17 protein-coding genes are annotated in these 23,093 nt (G+C 30.3%); 12 read left to right on the top strand and 5 right to left on the bottom strand.

Translation table 11 applies throughout. The features are described 5' to 3' along the window. Nucleotides 1-184: 184 nt before the first annotated feature. The gene (locus tag CHB67_RS02310; protein ID WP_245813401.1) at nt 185-1,246 is read right to left on the bottom strand and encodes a metal-dependent hydrolase family protein; all 1,062 of its coding nucleotides are present in this window, start codon (nt 1,244-1,246) and stop codon (nt 185-187) included. Here CHB67_RS02310 and CHB67_RS17335 point away from each other — a divergent pair. Beyond that, entirely contained in the window at nt 1,245-1,445 is a 201-nt protein-coding gene (locus CHB67_RS17335) for a hypothetical protein (protein WP_245813399.1), read from the top strand. The two genes, CHB67_RS02310 and CHB67_RS17335, sit on opposite strands and share 2 nt — an antisense overlap. Nucleotides 1,446-1,588: 143 nt before the next feature. Here the strand turns inward: CHB67_RS17335 and CHB67_RS02305 are convergent, their stop codons facing one another. Further along, nucleotides 1,589-2,668 carry a DcaP family trimeric outer membrane transporter gene (locus CHB67_RS02305; RefSeq protein ID WP_141119668.1) on the bottom strand — a complete coding sequence of 360 codons (1,080 nt, stop codon included), beginning with the start codon at nt 2,666-2,668 and terminating at the stop codon, nt 1,589-1,591. A 1,097-nt stretch (nt 2,669-3,765) separates the two neighbouring features. On the opposite strand from CHB67_RS02305, the gene CHB67_RS02300 reads away from it, so the two are divergent. The 10 genes from CHB67_RS02300 (at nt 3,766) to CHB67_RS17120 (ending at nt 17,739) form a co-directional block, all read left to right on the top strand. After that, the gene (locus CHB67_RS02300) at nt 3,766-6,093 is read left to right on the top strand and encodes a PAS domain S-box protein (RefSeq protein WP_089380114.1); all 2,328 of its coding nucleotides are present in this window, start codon (nt 3,766-3,768) and stop codon (nt 6,091-6,093) included. Then, the gene (locus CHB67_RS02295) at nt 6,086-6,457 is read left to right on the top strand and encodes a response regulator transcription factor (RefSeq protein WP_089380113.1); all 372 of its coding nucleotides are present in this window, start codon (nt 6,086-6,088) and stop codon (nt 6,455-6,457) included. The genes CHB67_RS02300 and CHB67_RS02295 overlap by 8 nt, the downstream gene beginning before the upstream one ends. A gap of 23 nt (nt 6,458-6,480) precedes the next feature. Continuing rightward, a complete protein-coding gene (locus CHB67_RS02290; RefSeq protein WP_089380112.1) occupies nt 6,481-7,584 on the top strand; it encodes a hypothetical protein in 1,104 nt (367 codons plus the stop codon). 2 nt (nt 7,585-7,586) lie between these two features. After that, the gene (locus tag CHB67_RS02285; protein WP_089380111.1) at nt 7,587-9,023 is read left to right on the top strand and encodes a glycosyltransferase family 2 protein; all 1,437 of its coding nucleotides are present in this window, start codon (nt 7,587-7,589) and stop codon (nt 9,021-9,023) included. Between the two features lie 15 nt (nt 9,024-9,038). After that, on the top strand, nt 9,039-11,465 hold the full coding sequence (locus CHB67_RS02280) for an LTA synthase family protein (RefSeq protein ID WP_089380110.1): 2,427 nt from the start codon (nt 9,039-9,041) through the stop codon (nt 11,463-11,465). A gap of 1 nt (nt 11,466) precedes the next feature. Beyond that, on the top strand, nt 11,467-12,732 hold the full coding sequence (locus tag CHB67_RS02275) for a YaiO family outer membrane beta-barrel protein (protein WP_089380109.1): 1,266 nt from the start codon (nt 11,467-11,469) through the stop codon (nt 12,730-12,732). A 116-nt stretch (nt 12,733-12,848) separates the two neighbouring features. Next, complete coding sequence (locus CHB67_RS02270) at nt 12,849-16,430, top strand: PocR ligand-binding domain-containing protein (protein WP_089380108.1); 3,582 nt, start codon at nt 12,849-12,851, stop codon at nt 16,428-16,430. Nucleotides 16,431-16,470: 40 nt separating this feature from the next. Beyond that, entirely contained in the window at nt 16,471-16,722 is a 252-nt protein-coding gene (locus CHB67_RS02265) for a hypothetical protein (RefSeq protein ID WP_089380107.1), read from the top strand. Continuing rightward, the gene (locus tag CHB67_RS02260) at nt 16,703-17,263 is read left to right on the top strand and encodes a hypothetical protein (protein WP_089380106.1); all 561 of its coding nucleotides are present in this window, start codon (nt 16,703-16,705) and stop codon (nt 17,261-17,263) included. Before CHB67_RS02265 ends, CHB67_RS02260 begins: the two co-directional genes overlap by 20 nt. 326 nt (nt 17,264-17,589) lie before the next feature. Beyond that, nucleotides 17,590-17,739, top strand: a complete 150-nt coding sequence (locus CHB67_RS17120; RefSeq protein ID WP_176461190.1) for a hypothetical protein — start codon at nt 17,590-17,592, stop codon at nt 17,737-17,739. 335 nt (nt 17,740-18,074) lie between these two features. On the opposite strand, the gene CHB67_RS02250 is transcribed toward CHB67_RS17120, so the two are convergent. Further along, nucleotides 18,075-18,713, bottom strand: a complete 639-nt coding sequence (locus CHB67_RS02250) for a class I SAM-dependent methyltransferase (RefSeq protein ID WP_089380104.1) — start codon at nt 18,711-18,713, stop codon at nt 18,075-18,077. A 543-nt stretch (nt 18,714-19,256) separates the two neighbouring features. Between CHB67_RS02250 and CHB67_RS02245 the strand changes: the two genes are divergently transcribed. Next, entirely contained in the window at nt 19,257-19,901 is a 645-nt protein-coding gene (locus CHB67_RS02245) for a thiamine phosphate synthase (RefSeq protein WP_089380215.1), read from the top strand. A gap of 172 nt (nt 19,902-20,073) precedes the next feature. On the opposite strand, the gene CHB67_RS02240 is transcribed toward CHB67_RS02245, so the two are convergent. Then, nucleotides 20,074-21,615 carry an SDR family NAD(P)-dependent oxidoreductase gene (locus tag CHB67_RS02240; RefSeq protein ID WP_089380103.1) on the bottom strand — a complete coding sequence of 514 codons (1,542 nt, stop codon included), beginning with the start codon at nt 21,613-21,615 and terminating at the stop codon, nt 20,074-20,076. A gap of 102 nt (nt 21,616-21,717) precedes the next feature. Next, complete coding sequence (locus CHB67_RS02235) at nt 21,718-23,061, bottom strand: DEAD/DEAH box helicase (protein WP_089380102.1); 1,344 nt, start codon at nt 23,059-23,061, stop codon at nt 21,718-21,720. Between the last annotated feature and the right edge of the window lie 32 nt (nt 23,062-23,093).

Below are 23,093 nucleotides of genomic sequence, written 5' to 3'. Positions count from 1 at the left end.
TTTAGCATAATTGCAGATCGGTGATTGTTTTGTTAAGAAGATCAACAATTTTGAAATTCTTGTTTTTCATGTTTTTATTTTTTTTTAAAACCCGTTGTTCATTTTAAATAAATTTACTGATGTACAATAAGATGAACAACTCTATTTTTTAAAATCAAAATGCACAACGGGTGTTTTTAAAGTGTTATTTCAATGTGTTTTTAAAGATTTTACCATCTTTCATAATAATCAACAGGTTGTCCTTATTGGTAATAGCATCTAATTTTTCCAGTGGATTTCCATCTACCAATAACATATCAGCATACGCACCTTCCTTAATAACCCCTAGGTCACCAGGATATGGGTTCATGAGCGGTCCACTCATTTTAAATAATTCACCTGCATTTCCTGTTGCCATTTTAAGGATCTCAGCTGGCTTAAACCAAGGTAACAAACGTTCCATCTGCTTAACTTGCCCTTCAAATTGATCTTGAGGAAGAAAAAACATATCCGTTCCCCATGTTACTTTTAAGTTAGGAATTTCAGAGGCCATTTGGTACATTTTTTTTGTTCCTACACATACAATCGCTAGTTTTTCATTTGAAAATTCAGAATTCTGTGGTTCACTACAAAGTGTGAATGCTTGTGTACTTAAAAATACCTCTTCTTTGGCCATACGCTCTAAGGTAGCCTTATCTAATAGCTGCCCGTGCGCCACATCTTTTATACCTGCATCAATGGCCATATTTATAGATTCTGGGAAATAGGAATGTATGGTCACATAAGTGCCCCAATTTTTGGCTACATCAACTGCTGCCTTTATCTCCTCAAATGTATACTGAATACCCATTAAAGGGTCTGCAGGCGAGGCATAACCACCTCCGGTTGCTAGTTTAATCTGTGAAGCTCCGTTTTTTAAATTCTCGCGAGTAGCTCTCATTACCTCAGTTGGTCCGTCTGCTAAATACCCATGACCTTGCTGATAAAGTGCAGGCCAAGCTCCTCCATACTCAGGATGTTTCTGATTAGGTAATCGAAAGTCTCCATGTCCTGCAGTTTGACTAATCATTCCACCTGCTGGATAAATACGAGGCCCAGGTACAAGTCCCTCATCAATGGCCTTTTTCAATCCAAAAGTATTACCACTTAAGTCTCTTATTGTGGTTATACCGCGCATAAGCATAGCTTTAGCATCCTTAGTAGCATAGATTACATTGAAGTTTGGCTCACCAAACAAAAGCGCCGCCTGTGGGAGCGAAGAAAACATGATGTGCGTGTGGGTATCTGAAAGCCCTGGCATTAATACACGCCCTCCACCATCTATAACGGTTGCTTTTCTGGAAGCTTTCTTACTTGCATTGGCAGATACTTCCTTAATCTTGTTACCTTCTACTAGTACTTCTGTAGCGCTGGTAAGTTGGTCGTTTGTTCCGTCAAATACGCGAACATTTTTAAACACAATTTGACTGACTTCAGTTGATTGTGCATAACTGAAAGATGTTATTAGCGTGAATGCTAACAATAATAAAAAATTTTTCGATTTTTTTTTCATTTTTTTAAATTTAGGTAATTATGAATATTTCTGTTTTTATTTAATTTATTTGTTTTGTTAATTAAATTTGAACTTTACCATAAACTGTAAACGGTTAGCTTCTCCCGAAACACCATTTTTATTTTCACGCATCCCCCACATATATTCAATACCTGTAGATATTAATTTATAAGGAAAATAGATTAAATTTGCATGAAAAGTACCAGCTTTCGCTATTGTTTCATCAGATTGTAAATTATTTAGTTCGGTTCCTGCCCAATGTGTAGATATTGTAGAGTTCAATCTTTTAGACCAATAGTGACTATAACCAGCAAATGCAAACCATGCTGGATTTAGGTGGAGGTTATTCTGGTCTATAATACCTGATCCTTTTCCATCCCAAGATAGTGCAATAATTTTATGTCCTTGTCCTTGACCAAAGCCACCACCATAGGAAAATGAATCATGATACTCAGTTGTCTTAAATATGAAACGACCGGTAAGGGTTAAAGCATATCCTGTTTTACTTACATTTGGAACTGTTGAAGGTCCTTTCCAATTCAAAGTAAAAACGTCGGCACCTAATTGTACGGTTGAGCCTTTATTCGATTTAAAACGAATCATACCTGCAAAGTTGGGGCTTAATGGTCTTGAAGCTCCATCTAGGTTATAAATATTATCTATTTGAGAACTTGCATCTTCAAGAGCAACGGCGTAAGTAAATTTTTCACTTATTTTATCCTGCCATCTGATTTGCGTAGCTCTACCACCATAAAGTGCATCACCACTAGAAAAATCTATTGTACCAGGCAATGTACTTAAATCTCCCGATGTTGTCCAGTTCCTTCCAAATAAAAATCTTCCAATAACGCCATACGCCAATCTTAGACGGGTATTATAACGCATTGTAGGTGAATCAAAAAACCAATCCACTTCAACAAACATTTGCATTGGAAATTCTTTACCATTTTTCCATTTAGCTTTTGAACGAAAATCAAAGTTAACACGTGATTGTTTCGCATGGAACGTAGATATTCCACCTAATTCACGCTCTGGGGTACCATCAACCGCAATACTTCCAAGTTCAAATTCGTATCTGTCGCCTACATAATCAAAATCCTGGATGTAATCAGCTTTGACAAAGCCGCCAATTTTCATCCTGATATCAGATCCAAATAGTGGCCATGAACTTGGAAAGGACTTATCTAATAAGTCATCACCCGTAACTACTTGGATGTTTTCCGTTAGAGGATTAACAGAACCCTGAGTTCCAGCTTGAAGAGTATCTGATCTTTTAGTTTCAGGCGCTTGCATATTTAGCTGAGCAGAAGTAGTCCCTATAGAAAGTGTCATAAATAGTAAAACTAATAGGTATTTATACCCAATTGGATTAGTTAGTTTTTTCATAAAGTAAGTTTTTTGTTTAAAGCGTTATTTATACCAAATATAAATAAAAAATAAAAAAAATCTGTATTAATATTTATTAATCATTTAATTAATAATAAGTTTCACTTTTTATCTATCAAAAATTTCAGTTCATATAATTGTAATAGAACTCTTCATAACATTTTGTATTTTTATAAATTACTTTCTTTTATCTTAGCTTTAAGTGCTTACTCGAATTTTTTATAAATTTATTCAGAATTAAATGTAATGGCTTCATATATTTAATATTTATGGCAATATAATTACACCATAAAATTCTTTATTTTACTGAAACAAATTTTCTAGAAAATGATAACAGTTTAATTGTGTTATTACAATTTAAGTTATTTAAAGTTTATCAAATAAATAAACCAACTAAATTACTAAACAAACTTTTTTTAACTGATGCTGTGTGTATTCCATTTTTTGTTTGACATAATTCTTAGGTACTTGTATTTTATCATGACTTTGCAATCTAACCTAATGCGCTATTACATCTTTTTCTAGAGATACTCGTTTTGGTGGATTAGAGTTATTGTTACTTTGTTGGAATATTAGAAGTAGAGATTGATATTCATTTCATAAATTTTGTAATTCAACAGCATTTCCAGCAGCCTTTAGATGAAGTTGTTTTACTAATTTTCAGTAACATAGTTTATTAAAAAGAAAACTTCTTGTAAGGAAGCAATATAGAATGATAATTGTCATTGTATTTTTAGGTGTGAATAGTTACTTTAGGTTCACTTAAAACCCTCATAAAAATTCAAATATAGTTTCATATAGTTTTTTTTTGTTAAATTACTTTAAGTTTTAATTAAAATTTAAGTTTAGTGAAGAATATAAATGTAGAAAAATTAAAATTTTCAGAGTTATTATTAAACCAAATAAATTTAATAGTAATTGCTTGTGATATAAAAGGAAATATAAATTATGTATCAGCAGCAACTGAAAAAATCACAGGATATAGTCTCGAAAATTTAACCGGTAAAAATTGGTGGAATAGCACTTTTTTTTCAAAGGAAGATGGTTTATCCTATAAAGAAAAAGTTAATAGTGTAATTTCAGGAAAAACAAATATTAGTACCAAACCCTATGAAAGAAAGTTAAAATGTAAAGATGGAAGTTATAAATGGATTGAATGGAGAGACTCACTTGCTGAAGACAGCACTTATGTTTCTGTAGGTGTTGATATTTCAGACTGGAAAAAAACCGAGGAAATAAAAATTCAATCAGATACCATTATTAATAGTGTTGATTCGATGATTTTTGTAAGTGACAGAAATGGGAATGTTATTTTTGCTACACCTTCGGTTGAAAAAATGCTTGGATATACTGTTGAAGAAATTTTAGGCGATAATTGGTGGAAAGTTACGTATGACGATCCGAACTTGGCTCTAAAAATAAAAAAAGCGATTAACAACTATGTTTTTTTGCATACTAAAGATTTCACAGATATTTCTAAACGAAAAATAAGAACAAAAAGTGGAGATTTTAAATGGATAGAATGGCAATTATCTAAAGGTGTAAACGATACTTATATTTCTATTGGTACAGATATAACCAATAGAGTTACGGAACAAGGTGAATTAAAAAAAGCTAAAGAAACTGCAGAAAAGTCATTAAAAGTTAAAGATGAGTTTTTAGCAAATATGAGCCATGAAATTAGAACACCATTAAATGCTGTTATAGGTTTTACCGATTTGTTGTTAGAGACTAAACTAAGTGTTGAACAAAGACAGCATTTAGAAACCATGAAAAATTCAGGTGAAATTTTAAACTCTTTAATAAACAACGTATTAGATCTTGCCAAATTAGACTCTAACAAACTTAATATAGAAAATATTTCATTTAATCTTCATAAAAATATTTATGAGATAGTGAAACTAATGAAAATTAGAGCTGATGAAAAAAACATTGCATTAAATTTAATTATCAATCCAAATATTCCCGTACAAGTTTTTGGTGACCCAACCAGATTTAGTCAAATTTTATTGAATTTAATTGGAAACGCTATTAAATTCACCAATAAAGGTTCGGTTACAGTAACTATCAAACTTATTGAAGAGTCTTCAGAAAATGCAAAAATTCATTTTGAAGTATTAGATACAGGTATTGGAATCGTTTCAAATAAAATAAATACCGTTTTTGGCGCTTTTACTCAGGCAAAAAGTGATACATCAAGAATATACGGTGGTACTGGCTTAGGGTTGGCCATTGTAAAAAAATTAGTAAAACTTTTAAATGGAGACATTAATGTAAAGAGTAAGTTTGGAAAAGGAAGCGTTTTTAATTTAAATCTATCATTTAAAAAAGACCATATAATTACCGCTTCTACAGAAATTAATAAAAATACTATTAAAGGAGAAAAACTTGATTTAAAAATATTATTAGTTGAGGATAATAAAACAAATCAAATATTGGCAAAAACTAGGTTAGAACGATGGGGTTGTACAATAGCAATAGCTAATAACGGGATTGAAGGCGTTAAAAAGGTTCAGTACAACATGTATGATCTTATTTTAATGGATATTCAAATGCCTGTAATGGATGGTTACGAGGCAACAAAAATTATTAAAAATGATCTTTCTGAAGAAACTTCTAAAATTCCAATTATAGCAATGACGGCTTATACTTCAAAAAGTGATATTCAAAGAGCCTTAGATGTTGGTATGAATGATTATATTTTTAAACCTTTTAAAACAAACGATTTATTTTCAATATTGCTAAAGTATGGAGGAGTGAAAAACAATACTACTGAAAATGATTATCAGATAGTTGAAGAAAAAAAAGAAATTTTAGATAACGAAACATTTACAGACCTCAGCTATTTAAAAGAAGAATCGTTAAATGAAAGTGAAATATTAAAATTATTAATAGAACAATTTTTAAAAGATTTAAATGATTTTTTAATTGTTTTAGATTTAGGATTAGAAGAAAAAAACTGGGATTTATTACACGGAGCAACTCATAAAATAAAACCTAGTGTAAGTATGTTTGGAATTTCTAAACTAAATCCTATCATACAAGATTTAACTGATAGGTTCCGACACAAAGAAAAATTAGATGATATAGATGACCTTGTAACATCTTGTAGAGAAATTCTAAATTCTGTAAAAGTTGAATTACAAACTGAACTTAAAACAATCATAAATGAGTAACAAGAAAAAAATAGTTTTGGCTGAAGATAACTCAACACTTTCTTTATTATTGAAGTTTAGATTGCAAAAAGAAGGTTATGATTTATTTATTGCTGCAGACGGAAAACAGGCAATAGAATTAATTGAAGAGCACACACCTGAATTGATATTATCAGACATCATGATGCCTTATATTAGTGGCCTAGAAGTAATTAGCCACGTTCGAAATAAGTTGGAAATGAAGGTTCCAATCATTGTTTTTTCAGCAGCGGGACAAGAAGAAATGGTGTTAAAAGCCTTTAACCTAGGCGCTAACGATTTTATGGGAAAACCATTTAGCCCAAATGAACTGGTTATTAGAGTAAAAAGACTATTAAGTTCATAAATAAAATAATTGAAAACAATTAGATGAATGATTACCAAAATATTTTAGAGTATTTTAACCAATTACCCACACTTGTTAAAGTTGTATGGGTTATTAGCATTGCTTTATTTACACTTATTTTAGGACTTATAGCTTATTTAAAAATATTAAGAATCAACTTAAGAAGAAACGAAATAAAACGTATAAAATACCAAGAAATATATGAAGAGCATTTGATAAATTACTTATATGCTGGTGATAATATTGATGAAATTAGCACAGAGCAACGTGAATTTATCAATAAAATGAAAAAAGATATTTCAATTGAATTTAACAGAAACATTCTTGTTGCTGTTATGACTAAATTAGTAAACGATATTTCAGGAGAAGTAGCTACCGCTATTTATAAATTATATACTGAAACTGGATTAATAGATTATTCGCTGCAAAAATTAAAAGCTCGTAAATGGGAAATTATAGCTTCAGGAATTTACGAATTAACACAGTTTGAAGTTAAACATGTTTATAAAGAAATTGAAAAACTAATAAAGCATCCACATAAAGAAGTAAGAAACCAAGCGCAGTTATATTTGGTTAATTTATTTCAATTTAAAGGGTTAAAATTTCTGAATGATTTAGAATATCAATTATCGGAATGGAATCAAATTCAGTTGCTAGAAATTCTTCAAAAGTTTGACAATCAAGAAATAACAGATATTACAATTTGGTTGAAATCAACCAATATTTCAGTTGTTGAATTTGCATTAAAACTGGCAAAAGTTTACAATCAGTTCGAGTCAAAAGAAACACTTTTAGAATTACTAAGACATGACAATAAAGAACTTAAAGTGCAAACCATTAATGTTTTAACCTATTTCTACGATACGGAATGCAAAACATATTTAAAATCGAATTTTCATCAAAGCTCTGAAAGCGAACAAATTGCTTTTTTTAAACTCCTTGAAAATGTTGCTGAAAATAGCGATGAAGACTTCGTCATAGAAAACATTTCACATCCTAATTTTAAAATAAAATTAGCTGCATTAAAAATTTTGAAAGATATAAATCCTGATAAATTTAATTACTTAGAAATAGCAAAAAATAACACAGATGCAAAGCGAATTATTGAATTTATTGAACACAATTAAGTATGGATAGTAGTACCGTAAGAATCATTTTACTTATTATACATATATTGTTTTTTATATATGCGTTTTCTGTTGTTTTTTCTTATATATTTTTATCATTTATTTCAGCAATAGAATCTAGTCAGTATCTAAAAAGAAACAGTTTTGTAAACTATAATGAGATCCTCTCCTCTACTGTTTCTCCTTCAATTTCAATCATAGCACCCGCTTATAATGAAAGTTTAAATATTATTGAAAATGTAAGGTCCTTGCTTTCTAGTCATTATGTAAACTACGATGTAATTATTGTAAATGATGGCAGTAAGGATGATAGCTTAGAAAAATTAATTAAAGCCTACGATTTAGTAAATGTAAATTATTTAATCAATTATCAAGTCCCTACAAAACCACTTAGAGCTGGTGTTTTTAAATCTACAAATCCAGCATTTGAAAAATTAATTGTTGTAGATAAAGAAAATGGTGGAAAAGCTGATGCCTTAAATTGTGGTTTAAACATAAGTCAAAGTAAATATGTTGCCTGTATAGATGTAGATTGTTTATTGCTTGAAGATGCGCTTCAAAAAATGATAAAACCTTTTTTAGAATTAACTGATGTAAAAGTAATTGCATCAGGAGGAGTCATTAGAATTGCCAATGCTTGTGAAATAAAAGAAGGTAAATTAATAAACATTAACTTACCAAATAAGTTTATTGAAATTGCTCAAATTCTAGAATATTTACGTTCGTTTTTATTAGGAAGAATGGCTTGGAGCCGTTTAAATGGTTTGCTAGTTATTTCAGGTGCTTTTGGCATGTTCGACAAAAAAATAGCGATTGATGTTGGAGGTTATGACACCAACACGGTTGGTGAGGATATGGAAATTATTGTACGAATGAGAAGGCGAATGGAAGAAGAAAACATAAAATATAGAGTGGCTTATATCCCAGATCCGCTTTGTTGGACTGAAGCTCCCGATAATTATAAAATTTTAATTTCTCAAAGAAATAGATGGACTAGAGGTACTATTGAAGTTCTAAAAAAACACAGAAAAATTGGTTTCAACCCTAAATATAAATTGTTAGGAATATTAAGTTATCCTTATTGGTTTTTTTATGAACGATTGGCACCAATTATTGAAGTAATTGGAATGCTTTATTTTGCTGTTTTAATTGCTCTTGATAATGTAAAATGGGATTATGCGTTTGCCTTTTTTGTCTCTGCTTATTTATTCACAATTATGTTTACAATCATAGCCATCTATTCCGAAGAACTAACCTATCACCAATACACTAAAAAAGGAACAGGATTTAAATTATTATTGGTAACATTATTAGAGCCTTTTGTGTTGCATCCTTTTATTTTATACGCCGCAATTAAAGGAAATATAGATTATTATTTTAATAAAAAAATAAAATGGGGAGAAATGACAAGGAAAGGATTATCTAAAACCGAATCATAATTAATTATTAAACTTATGAAAATCAAGTATTCAACAAAACAATTAATAAATTATGCTTACCTAATAACTGCATTAATTGTAACTTTTTGTTTTATAAGTTTATTTGAAATTTTTACAACAATTTTAAAAGGTATTAAAGTACCAGAAATTGGAGTTGTAATTTTATACAAATTCTTAAATGATTTTTGGGCAGGTTTATTAATTGGACTTTTACTATTTCCACTGCATTGGTTTTTAAGCATCTTTATTAAAAAACACAACCAATTAATTATTCAAATTTTATTGGGATTAGTAGTATTAATTCAATTTGCATTGGTAAAATATAGCACAACTACTTTACTTAATTTAGGTGCTGATTTGTTAGGGTATTCATTTGATGATATTACGCTCACTGTATCTTCATCCGAATCAATGTCGGTTCTTTATTTTATTCCTTTTATCTTAGCTGTATCCATTCTTTTTGCGCTTAATAAAGTTTTTACAAAGTATATTTCAAGCAGATCTTTAGTTGCTAGTTTATTTATTTTGATGTTAATTTTTGGCGGACTTAAATTAGTACTGTCTCAATCTTCAGAAGCTGTATATCAAAATAAATTATATTTTTTAGCTTCCGATATTGCAAAATACAAACACGAACAATATCAACTAAATTCATACGATTTATCTAATAAAAATAGCTTTCCTCTTTTAAAACCGTTTTCTGAAACAAACGATGTTTTGGCACCCTTTTTTAACATTAAAGAAGAAAAACCAAATATCGTATTTATTATTGTGGAAGGCTTGGGTGCTGAATTTGTTGGGAAAAACGAATACAGTGGCTTTACTCCTTTTTTAGATTCTTTAATTCCACAATCATTATACTGGGAAAATTTTGTAAGTAACGCAGGAAGAACTTTTGGCGTTTTGCCATCTTTATTTGCATCACTTCCTTATGGAGAAAAGGGATTTATGGATTTGCAAAAAACACCTTCATATATCTCATTAATTAGTGTTTTAAAGGCAAATGGCTACACTACTTCGTTTTACACTGGAGATCCTTCAAGTTTTGACAGAAAAATCAACTTTTTAGAATACAATAACATAGATGTAATAATTGATGAAGAAAAATTTGGTCCAGATTTTGAGAAAACAAAGGCCAATGCTGGCGGGTTTTCTTGGGGATATCCTGATGCTGAAATTTTCAAAAAAGTAGCATCCGTCTTGAACCCTGAAAAACAACCAAGGTTAGATATTATAATGACCTTAACAAACCACGAACCTTTTGATTTTCCTTCAAAAGAAATTTTTAATATTAAGGTTGACAGTATTTTAAATGCTAAAAATAGTTCAACTGATTTTAAAGATGAAGTAAAATCATACGAAGCTATTTTTGCAAGTATTTTATACACAGATACGGCAATAAAAAACTTCATAACTAATTATAAAAAACGTCCAGAATTTGCTAACACCATTTTTGTAATAACGGGCGATCATAGATTAATTCCCATCAATCAAAAAGATAAATTGTGTAGATTTCATGTGCCTTTTTTAATTTACAGTCCATTATTAAATAAAACAAAATCAGTGAAATCGATATCTTCTCATTTAGATGTAACACCTACTCTACTTTCATTTTTAATGAACAATTATTCGTTTAATAAATTAGAAAAAACTGCTTGGTTAAGCGAAGGTTTAGATACAGTGAAAGAGTTTAGAAATATTCATAAAATACCTTTAATGCGATACAAAGGAAGTATAAACGACTATATTTACAACGACTATATGCTTTCTGATGGTGCATTGTATCAAATAAATGAAAACTTCGGAATTAATAAAGTTATAGAAAAAGAACTCATTAAAAGTATCTCTGATTCTTTACTGGAATTTAAAAAACTGAATCGGTATGTTATTCAAAAAAACAGAATATTCCCTGATTCATTGAATATTTATAGAAATTCAGTTATTGAGTTTTCAGAAGGAGAACTTCAAATAATTAGAAAACTAACACGCAATTTAAATTTTGATGAATGTTTTAATTTAGCCAAAGAAACGGCCTTTAATAAAGATTATATTAAAGCAAGATTGTTGTGTAATTATATTTTAAATGAATTACCAAACCATGCTGATGCACGGACACTTAAAGGAAGAACTTTAGCTTGGGATGAAAAGTTTGAAGAAGCTGAAAAAGAATTGCTAAGCGTAGTTAAAAGATCTCCTTTTTATTATGATAGTTATTTAGCCTTATTAGATTTATATTGGTGGTCTAATCAGCATGAAAAATCAATTGAAATTACACAAAAAGCCTTTGATAATAAATTAGAAAATAGTGACATAAGTTTTAAACTAGCTAAAGCTTATACACGAATGGACAGCAATGATGAGGCTAAACAAATTATGGATAGCTTGGTGAAAATTTATCCAGATAACATAGAGTATATAACCTTTAATAAATCCCTAAAATAGTATGTTTAAATCTGTTTTTAAAATAATTGCAATAGTTCTTATACTTATTAATAATAGTGTTTTTTCTCAGCAAAAAACGTTTAATGGCGATCCCGATGTTGCTTTTGAAACAGCTAGAAAAATGGCTTTTAATGGGCAACGTAAACAAGCTCAAGACACATTGTTGTTATTACTAACAAAATATCCCGATTATCATGATATTCGAGCATTTTTGGGCAGCACGTATTCTTGGGACGGAAATTATGATGGTGCACGCAAAGAATTTAAGTATGTTTTACAAAAAGATACAGACAGGCAAACTACTTGGGTGGCTGCTATAAATAATGAATTATGGTCTGAAGCCCCTTTTTCAGCATTAAAAATGGCTAAAGAAGCATTGACTTATTTTCCGAAGGATGAAGAACTTTTATTATTAAAAGCCAAATCTGAAGCAAATTCAAGAAACCCAAAAGAAGCATTAATTACTGTAGATGCAATTTTAGCAACAAATCCAAACAACAAAAAAGCAGTTGATTATAAAGAGAGTTTATTGCAAACATTACGTTTTAACTCTATAGGATTTACGTATAATATTGATTTATATAATGAAGTATTTGATCCAATGCAGTATTATACTTTAGATTACGGTAGGCAAACTAAATACGGAAGTTTTATAGCCAAGGTTAATTATAATAGAAGATTTCAAGACAACGGCTTACAGTTTGAGGTTGATTTATACCCAAGAATAATGGAAGGCTTATACGCTTATGTAAACTTCGGATTTTCAAGTTCGTATTTGTTTCCAAAATTTAGATTTGGAGCAGAGTTATACAAATCGCTACCTCATAGTTTAGAAGTTTCTTTAGGTATTAGAACGTTAAAATTTAGTTCAACCACTAATATTTTTACAGGGTCTTTGGGTTGGTATACAGGGAACAGTTATTTTTCATTAAGACCTTACGTTACACCTGGGGATACTGGTACTAGTGTTTCTGGAGCGCTAACTTACAGATTGTACCGTAGTGATGCAGATAATTATTTTGGAGTTTCAGGTTCTATGGGTTACTCACCTGATGATTACGAACAATTTAATGACGGAAATACTGGAAATGAAAAAGTAACTTTTGAATCGCAACGCATTAGGTTTGGATATTATTTCACATCAAATAATCGTAAAAATGCTTGGGGAGCACAAGCTGGAATTACGCACCAAGAAATTTCTTTTGATGAAGGAAATTTCTTTTGGATCTATTCTTTAGGAGTATCTTGGGATCTAAGGTTTAAATAGCGAATTAAACTTACTATTCCTTAAATTATATGCTTTAGTATAGAAATTATCTTTACTTTAAATTCATCAAAAATTTGTATATTGTTGTATTAATATTTCTTCTAAAGAATGAACTTATGAAACATAACTCTAGTCTAACAAAAGAAGAACTTCTAATTAAAATTAACCAATTAGAGTCTAAAGTTTCTGAATTAGAAGAATCTTTAGCAACCTCTTCTCAAAAAAAAACAAAATATAGCGCAATAGAAATCAATCAGTTTATTGATACAGAACTCCAACTAACTAATTGTGTAATAAATGAAAAAAATGAAGCTCAAGAAGCTTTAAAGCAAAGTGAAGCCACTATTCAAAATAAACTAAAAGCTATTACTGAATATAAAGGTGATATGGGAATGCTTGAACTTTCTGACATTATTGATGTAGAAGTACTCCAATCCATTATGAATGATTTTTATCAACTCACTGGAATGTTAGGAGCTGTATTAGATATATCTGGAAAAGTATTAGTAGCTGTAGGTTGGCAAGATATCTGTACAAAATTCCATAGATGTAATAAAGAAACACTTAAAAACTGTATAGAAAGTGATACTAAACTCACTAAAGGGGTTCCTGAAGGCACATTTAAGGCATACCGCTGTAAAAATAATATGTGGGATATTGTTACTCCTATTATAATTGGGGAAAAGCATGTTGGAAATGTTTTTATGGGGCAGTACTTTTTACAAGATGAAGAACCTGATATCGACTTTTTTAAAGAGCAAGCCAAAAAATACGGATTTAATGAAAAAGAATATATCACAGCACTTAACAAAGCACCACGTTTTAGTAAAGAAGCCGTTAATGCTGGTATGAAATTCTACTCTAAACTTGCGAAACTTATTTCAAACCTAAGTTACAGTACTATACAACAATCCAGATTACTTACCGAACAAAAACTATCAGAAAAGCAACTTCAAGAAAGTAAAGAAAGATTTGAATTGGCTATGGCCGTAACCAAAGATGGTATTTTCGACTGGAACCTAGAAACAAACGAAATATACTATTCACCAGGATGGAAAAGTATATTGGGTTATACTGACGATGAACTCCCTAATGATTTTTCTATATGGGAAAAATTAACAAACCCAAAAGATGTTGAGCGATCTTGGGAAATGCTACAAGAAGTAATAGATAAGCAGGGTAATCGTTTCGAAATTAAATTTCAAATGAAGCATAAGAACGGGCATTGGGTTGATGTTCATTCTCGTGCTGAAGCTGTTTTTAATGATAAAGGCAAAGCCATTAGAATGGTGGGAACTCATGTAGATATTTCAGAAAGAAAGCTCGAAGAAAAAATTCTAGATATTGAATTAAAATTATTTGAATACGCCGTTAACCATTCAGAAGAAGAATTACTTCAGAAATTTTTAGATGAAGCTGAAGAACTTACCAAAAGTACCATTGGGTTTTACCATTATATTGAAGAAGATCAAGAATCTATTTCACTGCAAACATGGTCTTCAAACACAATAAACACCATGTGTAATAAATCACCTGATGTTAACCACCATTACCCTATTTCTAAAGCTGGAGTTTGGGTTGATTGTATCAAAGAGCGTAAACCTGTAATTCATAATGACTACGTAAATTTAACACATAAAAAAGGGCTTCCTGAAGGGCATGCTCCCGTTATACGTGAATTAGTTGTTCCAGTAATTAGAGGAAACCAAATTGTTGCTGTTCTTGGTGTTGGAAATAAAAAAACAGATTATAACGAAAGTGATATTAAAATTGCTCAACGTTTAGCTGATCTTGCTTGGGAAACCGCATTAAGAAAACAAGCCGAAGAAAAACTAAAAAACACTTTTGATATTTCACCTAGTATTATTGCTAAAGCAAATATAAAAACAGGTTATTTTGTAGATGTTAACCAAGCAGTAACTAGAATATTAGGTTATTCTATTGAAGAATTTAAATCAAAACCACTTATAGAATTTATTTACCCTGATGACATCCAACAAACAGCAGATCAAGTCATAGAGCAAATGAATGGTAATAAAACATCTTTTTTTGAAAACCGCTATTTATGTAAAGATGGTTCCTATAAATGGTTGGCTTGGCACAGTACAAAAGCAGATAAACATGGAATTGTAACAGCCATAGCCTCTGATATCACAGGGTATAAAAAAGTACAATTAAAACATAATCAAAGCGCTAAACTACTCGAAGCCTCACAATCAATTGCTAAAGTTGGCGGATGGGAATTAGACCTTTCGAACAATAAACTATTTTGGACGGCTGAGACATATCGTATTCACGATACATCCCCAGAAGAGTTTACCTGTACAGTTGATGATGCCATTAAATTTTACTTGCCAGAATATCAAGTAATCATATCTGAAGCTGTGCACACCGCAATAGAGAAAGGAAAAGGATTTGATCTTGAACTTCTCGTTAAGACTAATAAAGGTCGTATCATTAATATACGTGCTACAGCAGAAGTAACCCTATGGAATGGAAAACCCCTAAAATTAACAGGAATATTTCAAGATATAACTGAACAAAAAAAGACTGAAGAAAAACTGACTATTGCTTTGGAAAAAGCATTGGAAAGCGATCGGCTTAAGAGTGCATTTCTTTCTAATATGAGTCACGAAATACGAACTCCTATGAATGGAATTTTAGGTTTTATAAATTTGCTTAACAAACCTAATTTAAGTCAGTCTCAAATTAGTGAATATTCAGCCATTATAAACAAAAGTGGTGATCGTTTATTAAATACTATCAACGATATTATTGATATTTCGAAAATTGAAGCAGGTGAAGTTATTATTTCTATTGCTGAAACTCCTATAAACACTTTAATTGAAGAACTTTATACTTTCTTTTTACCTGAAGCAAGACGCAAAGGTTTAACATTGAAATTAGAACCTTCAATTTCAAAAGAAAATTTATCTATAAATACTGATAGTCATAAATTACATGGAATACTAACAAACCTTATTAAAAATGCAATTAAATATACCAACGAAGGATCTATAACATTGGGCTATATATTTAAGCAAAATTTTATAGAGTTTTTTGTAAAAGATTCAGGAATTGGCATCCCTAAAAATAGGTTGCAAGCTATATTTAATCGTTTTGAGCAAGCTGATATTGAAGACGCTAACGTGTTTGAAGGCTCAGGTTTAGGACTGGCAATATCAAAGGCTTATACCAATATGCTTGGAGGAGAAATTTCAGTTGAATCTACTGAAGGCATTGGTTCTACATTTAAATTTACAGTACTTCATAATAAAAAAAACATTGAAATGGAAAAACAATTTGATTACACTGAAAACATTACTTCTAAAATTGAACATTTAAATTTACTTATTGTTGAAGATGATGTTGTAAGCTCTTATTTTTTAGAAACAATTTTAGAAGATGATTTTAAAAAAATTAACACCGTTGAAAATGGTGTTGAGGCAATTGAATACTGTAAAAACAATCAAGAAATTGATTTGGTTTTGATGGATATTAAAATGCCTGTAATGAATGGATATGATGCTACAAAAGAAATAAGAAAGTTCAACAAAGATTTGCTTATTATAGCGCAAACTGCTTATGCAATGCAAGGAGACAAAGAAAAAGCAATTGAAGCTGGCTGTAATGATTATATAGTGAAACCAATTAATAAAGAATTACTTTTAGAAACTATTCACAAAATTTTAGAATAACTAAATTTACTAATGTATAATAATTAAGTATAAACAAAATATGAAATTAAAAAGTGAAGATACAAAACTAATTATAGCAGGAATTGCAGGTGGAATTGCAGGGTTGGCTCTTGGAGCTTATATTTGGAGTAAAAATGATGAAGAAAAACCAATATCAAGTAAATTAAAGGCGATAGCGAAAGCTATTGAACAGCTTGAAAATATAGATACTGAAGACGCTAATAGTTTGAAAGAAAAGTTAAATACACTTTTATTAAATCTAAATTCAAAATATGGAAAATCTGAAGAATAATATTAAAAATATTACTACTGATAGTCAGAATTTAGTTTATAATTATTTAACTCTTTTCGGAATACGACAATCAAAAAGATTGGCTACATTTTTAGGAGTGCTGGCTTCTGTTTTCATCATTTCAACCTTACTTATGATTGTTATTGTTTTTGGATCAATTGTATTGGCTGATTTTTTAAACACCTTATTTGAAAGTAAATATATGGGCTTTTTAATTATTTCACTTTTATATTTATTTGTGATTGGTATATTATTGTTCAAAATGAAAATATCTGGAAAACCTTTATTAACCAATCTATTTATTAGGTTTGTATTGCCATTACTAGATATTGAGATAACTCAAGAACCTACTGTTAAAGGCTTAAATATAGAAAAAGATCTTATAAAGGAAAAGATTGAAAATGAAAAAAACTTTATAAATATACATGCTCAACTCTTGAAATATGCTGCTTTTGAAGATTTTTTAATTGTTTTTTCAGGTTTATTTAGTTCAAAATCTAAAACACATGAAGACACTTCAAATCAAGATGCTAAAAATTAATTATTAAATTTATTTTTAATTTTACAATTTCCCAGACCACTGGGAGGTTTACATGTTTATCATTCTATACACATTGAACTTCCCTCCTTTTATCAGTCAGTTTAATACGTGTTTATTCGCTAACTTTTATTTAAAAAATAAGAGCACGTGAACTTCTAAATATAAAATCATAAAAAACAATGAACAAGGCATATTAACATTTAATCCTAAATATGCCAGAAGTCTTTTATTTCTAAACATCCGCTTTAATTTTTTCTATTATAGTCACTTTGTATAGGTCTACTGAAATTTCAAATAAAAGAATAATAGAATTTCAAGATAAAATATTGAAATGGTATCAAGAAAATGGTAGATATTTTCCTTGGAGAAAGAAATCGGCAACTAATCATGGCCGATTTCCAAAAAACCGTAAGGAAATTGAAAAACTACCTACCATAGGATACTATATTTCAAATGCCATTGAGCTTTTATTTTAAAAAACCCAAACCTCTTTTAGATGTTAATGTGGCGAGAGTTTTAGAAAGATACTTTGGTCCTAGACAAAAATCAAATATAAGATTAGACCCATATTTACAAGAATTATCAAAAAGACTTGTGAATCACACTGCTATTAAAAAAATCAACTGGCGAATTTTGGATTTCGGCGCAAAAGTTTGTGTGTCTAAAAACCCCAAATGTTCTAGTTGCATCTTATCTAAAAGATGCCTTTTTTATAGTAAATTATAATTATTACTTCAAAGATTACAAAACCTGTAAACTAATCTAAACAACTATATAATAGCGATTTAATTTCAAAACAATAATAACATGTTTATTTTTTTACAGCCTTAACAACTACAAAAGAACCTTCACCATATCCTTCTTTTGGTGTTTGAATTTTTTTAATAGTATCTAACTCACCAAATAGTGTTTGATTAAATTCTAGATCTTTGAATTGAGCATCTTTAAGTATTTCTTTTACCTTTTCAACTGAATAATAGGTTGCTTTTTCAAAAAAAGTGCTTCGATACCTTTTCTCTTCGTATTGCCGTGCTATAGTTTGTTCTTTGTCTAAAAAAGCTATAATTATAGATCCTCCTCGCTTTAAAACCCTATGAGATTCAGTTAATGCTGCTTTTAAATTGTCCAGATGACAGATGGTTACAAAAAGTAAAAAGTCGAAATGATAATCACTATACGGTAGTTTTTCTGCAACACCTTTCATAATTTCAACACCTCTTTTCATGGCTTTTTTCGCCATTTCTTCAGAAGGCTCTATACCCTCTTTAATTCCTAAAGCTTTAGAGAATCTGCCTGTACCTAAACCAACTTCAATTCCATAAATATTTTCAGGCAGTTTTAATAGTTGCTCTTTAATTGCTGCTACCTCCGATTTAAAAACTTCTGGGTAATTATCATACCAAGCTTCGTAAGCTTCTACATTTTTGTTGAATATTTCTGTTTGTAACATAATTATTAATATTTTATAGTTGTTAAAAAATTATATGTAAAATTTTTAAATGATTCACATTTATTTAAATTTAAGAACCACTTATCAAAACCAAAATGATATTGGTCATTTACAGATTTTTTTTATTGATAGTCAGTAATTTAAACTGGGATTTTCACCCTGAATTTGTATTATGCTATTTATAAGTTGTAATTACATATTATTATAAACTCAAAAAATCCAACGCAATCTCACAAAAAGAATGTTCGCTAAAGTCTGAGAATCTTCAAATTCAAAAAAGGATTGTCCAGTGAAGTTCAGTTCCCAGTTTTTAGCAACAGAATAATCTAAACTAGGCATTACAATTACAGAATTATTGGTAGCGAAACGTTAGTAATCTGTTGTAAATTAGATTAGTACACAAAATATTGTCAATTTCATGAATCGTGTAGAAGCAGCTTTTTTGTATAAAACGTTACTTTAAGCATTTGGATAATTAAACATTCGTATTTTTGTTGCTAGTTTGAAGTGAGAAATCTATTTCCAACAACAAAAAACAAAGAAATGACCATACCTAAACTACATTATATATCTCAAGGAAACGCTCCAAAAGAACATTTAGAAAACATACAAAAAGCGTGTACTGCCGGAGCAGAATTAGTTCAATTAAATTTAAAAAATAGTTCAGAAAAGAAATTTTTAAAGTTCGCCAATGAAGCTAGAGAAATTACCGCCCATTTTCAAACTAGATTGATCATTAACGATCATTATAAAATTGCTAAAGAAATTAAAGCAGACGGCATACAATTAGGAAAAATAGACACCTGCCCTATTATTGCCCGTAAACATTTATATACTTGGCAACTTATTGGAGGAACCGCAAACACCTTAAAAGACTGTGAAACATATATTGCTAAAGATGTAGATTATATAAGCTTAGGCCCTTTTAGAATAGCTACAACTAAAGACAATTCAAATACAGTTTTAGGGTTAAAAGGTTATACTTTAATTACTGAAGCCTTAAATACCGAGACACCAATTATTGGTTTTGGATGCATAACTACAGAAGATGTTACGGCTATATTAGAAACAAGTGTTTCTGGAATTGCTGTATCTGAAGAAATCACCCGAAATTTTAATACCATAAAAATATTTAACGAATTACTAAAAGCATCTTCAACTGAAGAACAACGCTATACTTTTGAATAAACTGGAGTTTCGTTATAAAATTCGATGATTTTCCAAATCAATTAGGTAATTAACCGGTATAAAAAATATTTACATATAAATTCCAGTTTTCACGGGAATGACAGTTAATTCTAATTAAAAAGCGATTAATTGAAAATTAGAAATTGATTAATTAATCACGTTAATATTTAGATTACCAATCAATTGGTTTGTAATCTTTTAGGAATTTTCCACACCAATGTTTCCCTGTATTGATACCATCAAACAACGGATCCATTACACGTGCAGCTCCATCAACAATGTCTAAAGGTGGTTGAAAATCATGTAACTCTTGTTTTTTCTTAGCTAATTCCGCAGGATCTTCATCTGTAACCCAACCGGTATCAACTGCATTCATATAAATACCATCTTTAGCTAAAGCACGTGCCGAAGTATGCGTTAACATATTTAGTGCTGCTTTTGCCATATTTGTATGTGGATGACGACTTTCTTTAAAAAACCGGTGAAACTTCCCTTCCATAGCTGAAACATTGATAATATGTTTTTTACCTGTATTGTCTTTTTTCATAATTTCAGAAAGACGATTACATAATACAAATGGTGCTACTGAATTTACCAATTGAACTTCAATCATTTCAGTAGTTTCAATTTCTCCAAGTTTTAAACGCCAACTGTTTGTTTTTCTTAAATCTACTTGTTGTAAATCCGCATCTAATTCTCCTTCAGGAAATACTTCTTTGGCAACCAATGTATTGTCAAAACTATAAGGAATTTGAGATAATTTAGCCGAAGCTCTTAAACCAATTCCGGGTTCTGGCCCGTGCCAAGTTACCGGCATATTTTTGTTTGAGGAAGCGCCTGAAGTCAATACTTTTAACTCATCTAAACAACCTGTGTGATCGGTTAATAAATCGCGTGCAAATTTAGGTAAGGATTCTAAAGGTTTCTCCTCGTTTTCCATTAAGTGAGAATAAAATCCTGCCGGACGTCTTACTGTTTGCGCTGCATTATTAATTAAGATATCCAATCGATCGTATTTTTGCTCAATAAAATTACAGAAAATCTCAACACTTGGTATGTGTCGTAAATCCAATCCGTGAATTTTTAAGTTATGCCCCCACTCCATAAAATCAGCTTCTTTTGAAAATCGTAAAGCTGAATCTACAGGGAAACGGGTTGTAGCAATTACTGTGGCACCACCACGTAATAACATTAATGTAATATGATACCCAATTTTTAAACGAGAACCTGTTATAATAGCAACTTGCCCTTTTACATCTGCATTCTGAAAACGTTTAGCATAATTATAATCACCACATTCTGTACACATGGTATCGTAGAAATGATGCAATTTTGTAAATACTGTTTTACATACATAACAATTTCTAGGCGATTCTAATTCTAATTGCTCTTTAGCGGCTAAATCAGATGCTGCTAAAAGTTTAGGTGCTTCAAACACATCAGCTTCACGAGCACTTCTAATACCTGTTTCCTTACGAGCTACTCTATCTCTTGCAGCTATTTTGCGTTTAGCTGCTTTTTTCCCGTCTTTTTTCCTACGAGAAAATTCTTCTCTACTAGGGCGTGAAAGCATTCCTGAAGCTTTTAATAATGCGGTTCTTTTTTCTTTAGGAATCTCAAATATTTGATTTGTATCGGTAACTAATTTTTCTAAAATTGAAATACAATTATCTATTTCTTCTGAAGAAATGGTTTCTTTGTGATCTTTATGCATGTTTTTTATAATGGTTATAAAAAATTGTATTATAAAGTGTTATCACAAAATAATAGTAACTTTCTACTTAATTTAAATATATTTTATATGTAATATTAGCTGTTATTTTTTACCTTTTTTCTTTTTAGAACCTTCTAATTTTGGAGTTCCTAAACTTGTTTGAGCTATATGGTTTGCCAATACTTTTTCAATCAACTCTTCTTTAGTTAAGTGATGAAATATCGTACGGACTTGTTTTCTGAATTCTTCAGAAATAGTACGATTTGGTTTGGTTTTAAATATTTTTTTCGCCCATAATAAAGCGTTGTTTTCTTCAATACTTTGAGCATCGGCTTTTTTGAATTCTTTAAAAACAATACCTAAAGCCGATTCAAATTCTGCAATTTCGGCAACTTCTTCTTGTTGAAGAATAGTTAATGAAAGCCCCTTTGCTCCTGCTCTTGCTGTACGCCCACTTCTGTGTACATACGTATCGTAAGTATCAGGTAAATGATAATTTACAACATAAGAAATCTCTTTAATATCAATACCACGAGCTGCTAAATCTGTTGCTACTAAAATATCAATATAACCTTCTCTAAATTGCCCCATAATACGGTCACGAATACCTTGTGATAAACTTCCGTGAATAGCTCCAGACGAAAATTTATTAATGGCTAAATTCTTAGCTAATTTATTAACAGCAGCTTTTGTTTTACAAAAAATAATACCACGTTGCCCTTCCTTAGAATTTAAGAAATGCATTAAAACCTCTAATTTCTCAATAGGTTCTACCACCACATATTGATGATCTATGCCTTTATGCCCAACAGTTTCCATATCGGCTTCAATTTGAACTACATGTTTAGACATATAATTTTGAACCAATTGTTTAATGGTTCCTGGCATGGTAGCTGTAAATAATAAAGTTCTTCTGGATTTTGGTATTTCTTTAATAATACTGTCTAAACCTTCTTTTAAAGCACTCACCATTTCATCAGCTTCATCTAAAATAAAGTAAGTAATATTTGTAATATCCACCGCTTTTCTTTCAATTAAATCTGCCAAACGTCCTGGAGTTGCTACAACAATATGCGTAGTACTTTTTAAAGTTTCTATTTGAGGTTTAATTGGAATTCCACCACAAACCGATGCTATTGAAATAGCTGGCATATGTTTAGCGTAAGCTACTAAATTAGCATGAATTTGTTGCCCTAATTCTCTTGTAGGAGCTAATATTACTGCTTGTATTGTAGTTTTTTCAATATCTATAAGTTGTAATAAAGGCAATCCAAAGGCAGCAGTTTTACCTGTTCCAGTTTTTGCCAAAGCAACCACATCTTCTTTTTGATTTAAGATAACTGGAATTGTTTTTTCTTGAATATCAGTTGGTACAGAAATTTGCAATGCTGTTAATCCTTCTTTAAGTTGACTATTAATTCCTAAATCTGAAAAGTGTTTTGACATAAAAAATGTTTTTTGCAAATGTAACAATACCG

The organism is Lutibacter agarilyticus (assembly GCF_900188235.1).
GTDB classification, from domain to species: domain Bacteria; phylum Bacteroidota; class Bacteroidia; order Flavobacteriales; family Flavobacteriaceae; genus Lutibacter; species Lutibacter agarilyticus.
The sequence above is the reverse complement of the archived record's forward strand: the minus strand, read 5'-3'. Positions and strand labels throughout refer to the sequence as shown.

Coding starts and splice junctions, on each gene's coding strand:
- CHB67_RS02270 (WP_089380108.1), top strand. CDS start 12,849: ATGAAACATAACTCTAGTCTAACAAAAGAAGAACTTCTAATTAAAATT.
- CHB67_RS02275 (WP_089380109.1), top strand. CDS start 11,467: ATGTTTAAATCTGTTTTTAAAATAATTGCAATAGTTCTTATACTTATT.
- CHB67_RS02305 (WP_141119668.1), bottom strand. CDS start 2,668: ATGAAAATTGGCGGCTTTGTCAAAGCTGATTACATCCAGGATTTTGAT.
- CHB67_RS17335 (WP_245813399.1), top strand. CDS start 1,245: ATGATGTGCGTGTGGGTATCTGAAAGCCCTGGCATTAATACACGCCCT.
- CHB67_RS02290 (WP_089380112.1), top strand. CDS start 6,481: ATGAATGATTACCAAAATATTTTAGAGTATTTTAACCAATTACCCACA.
- CHB67_RS02285 (WP_089380111.1), top strand. CDS start 7,587: ATGGATAGTAGTACCGTAAGAATCATTTTACTTATTATACATATATTG.
- CHB67_RS02245 (WP_089380215.1), top strand. CDS start 19,257: ATGACCATACCTAAACTACATTATATATCTCAAGGAAACGCTCCAAAA.
- CHB67_RS02310 (WP_245813401.1), bottom strand. CDS start 1,246: ATGTTTTCTTCGCTCCCACAGGCGGCGCTTTTGTTTGGTGAGCCAAAC.
- CHB67_RS02265 (WP_089380107.1), top strand. CDS start 16,471: ATGAAATTAAAAAGTGAAGATACAAAACTAATTATAGCAGGAATTGCA.
- CHB67_RS02280 (WP_089380110.1), top strand. CDS start 9,039: ATGAAAATCAAGTATTCAACAAAACAATTAATAAATTATGCTTACCTA.
- CHB67_RS02295 (WP_089380113.1), top strand. CDS start 6,086: ATGAGTAACAAGAAAAAAATAGTTTTGGCTGAAGATAACTCAACACTT.
- CHB67_RS02250 (WP_089380104.1), bottom strand. CDS start 18,713: ATGTTACAAACAGAAATATTCAACAAAAATGTAGAAGCTTACGAAGCT.
- CHB67_RS02235 (WP_089380102.1), bottom strand. CDS start 23,061: ATGTCAAAACACTTTTCAGATTTAGGAATTAATAGTCAACTTAAAGAA.
- CHB67_RS02240 (WP_089380103.1), bottom strand. CDS start 21,615: ATGCATAAAGATCACAAAGAAACCATTTCTTCAGAAGAAATAGATAAT.
- CHB67_RS02260 (WP_089380106.1), top strand. CDS start 16,703: ATGGAAAATCTGAAGAATAATATTAAAAATATTACTACTGATAGTCAG.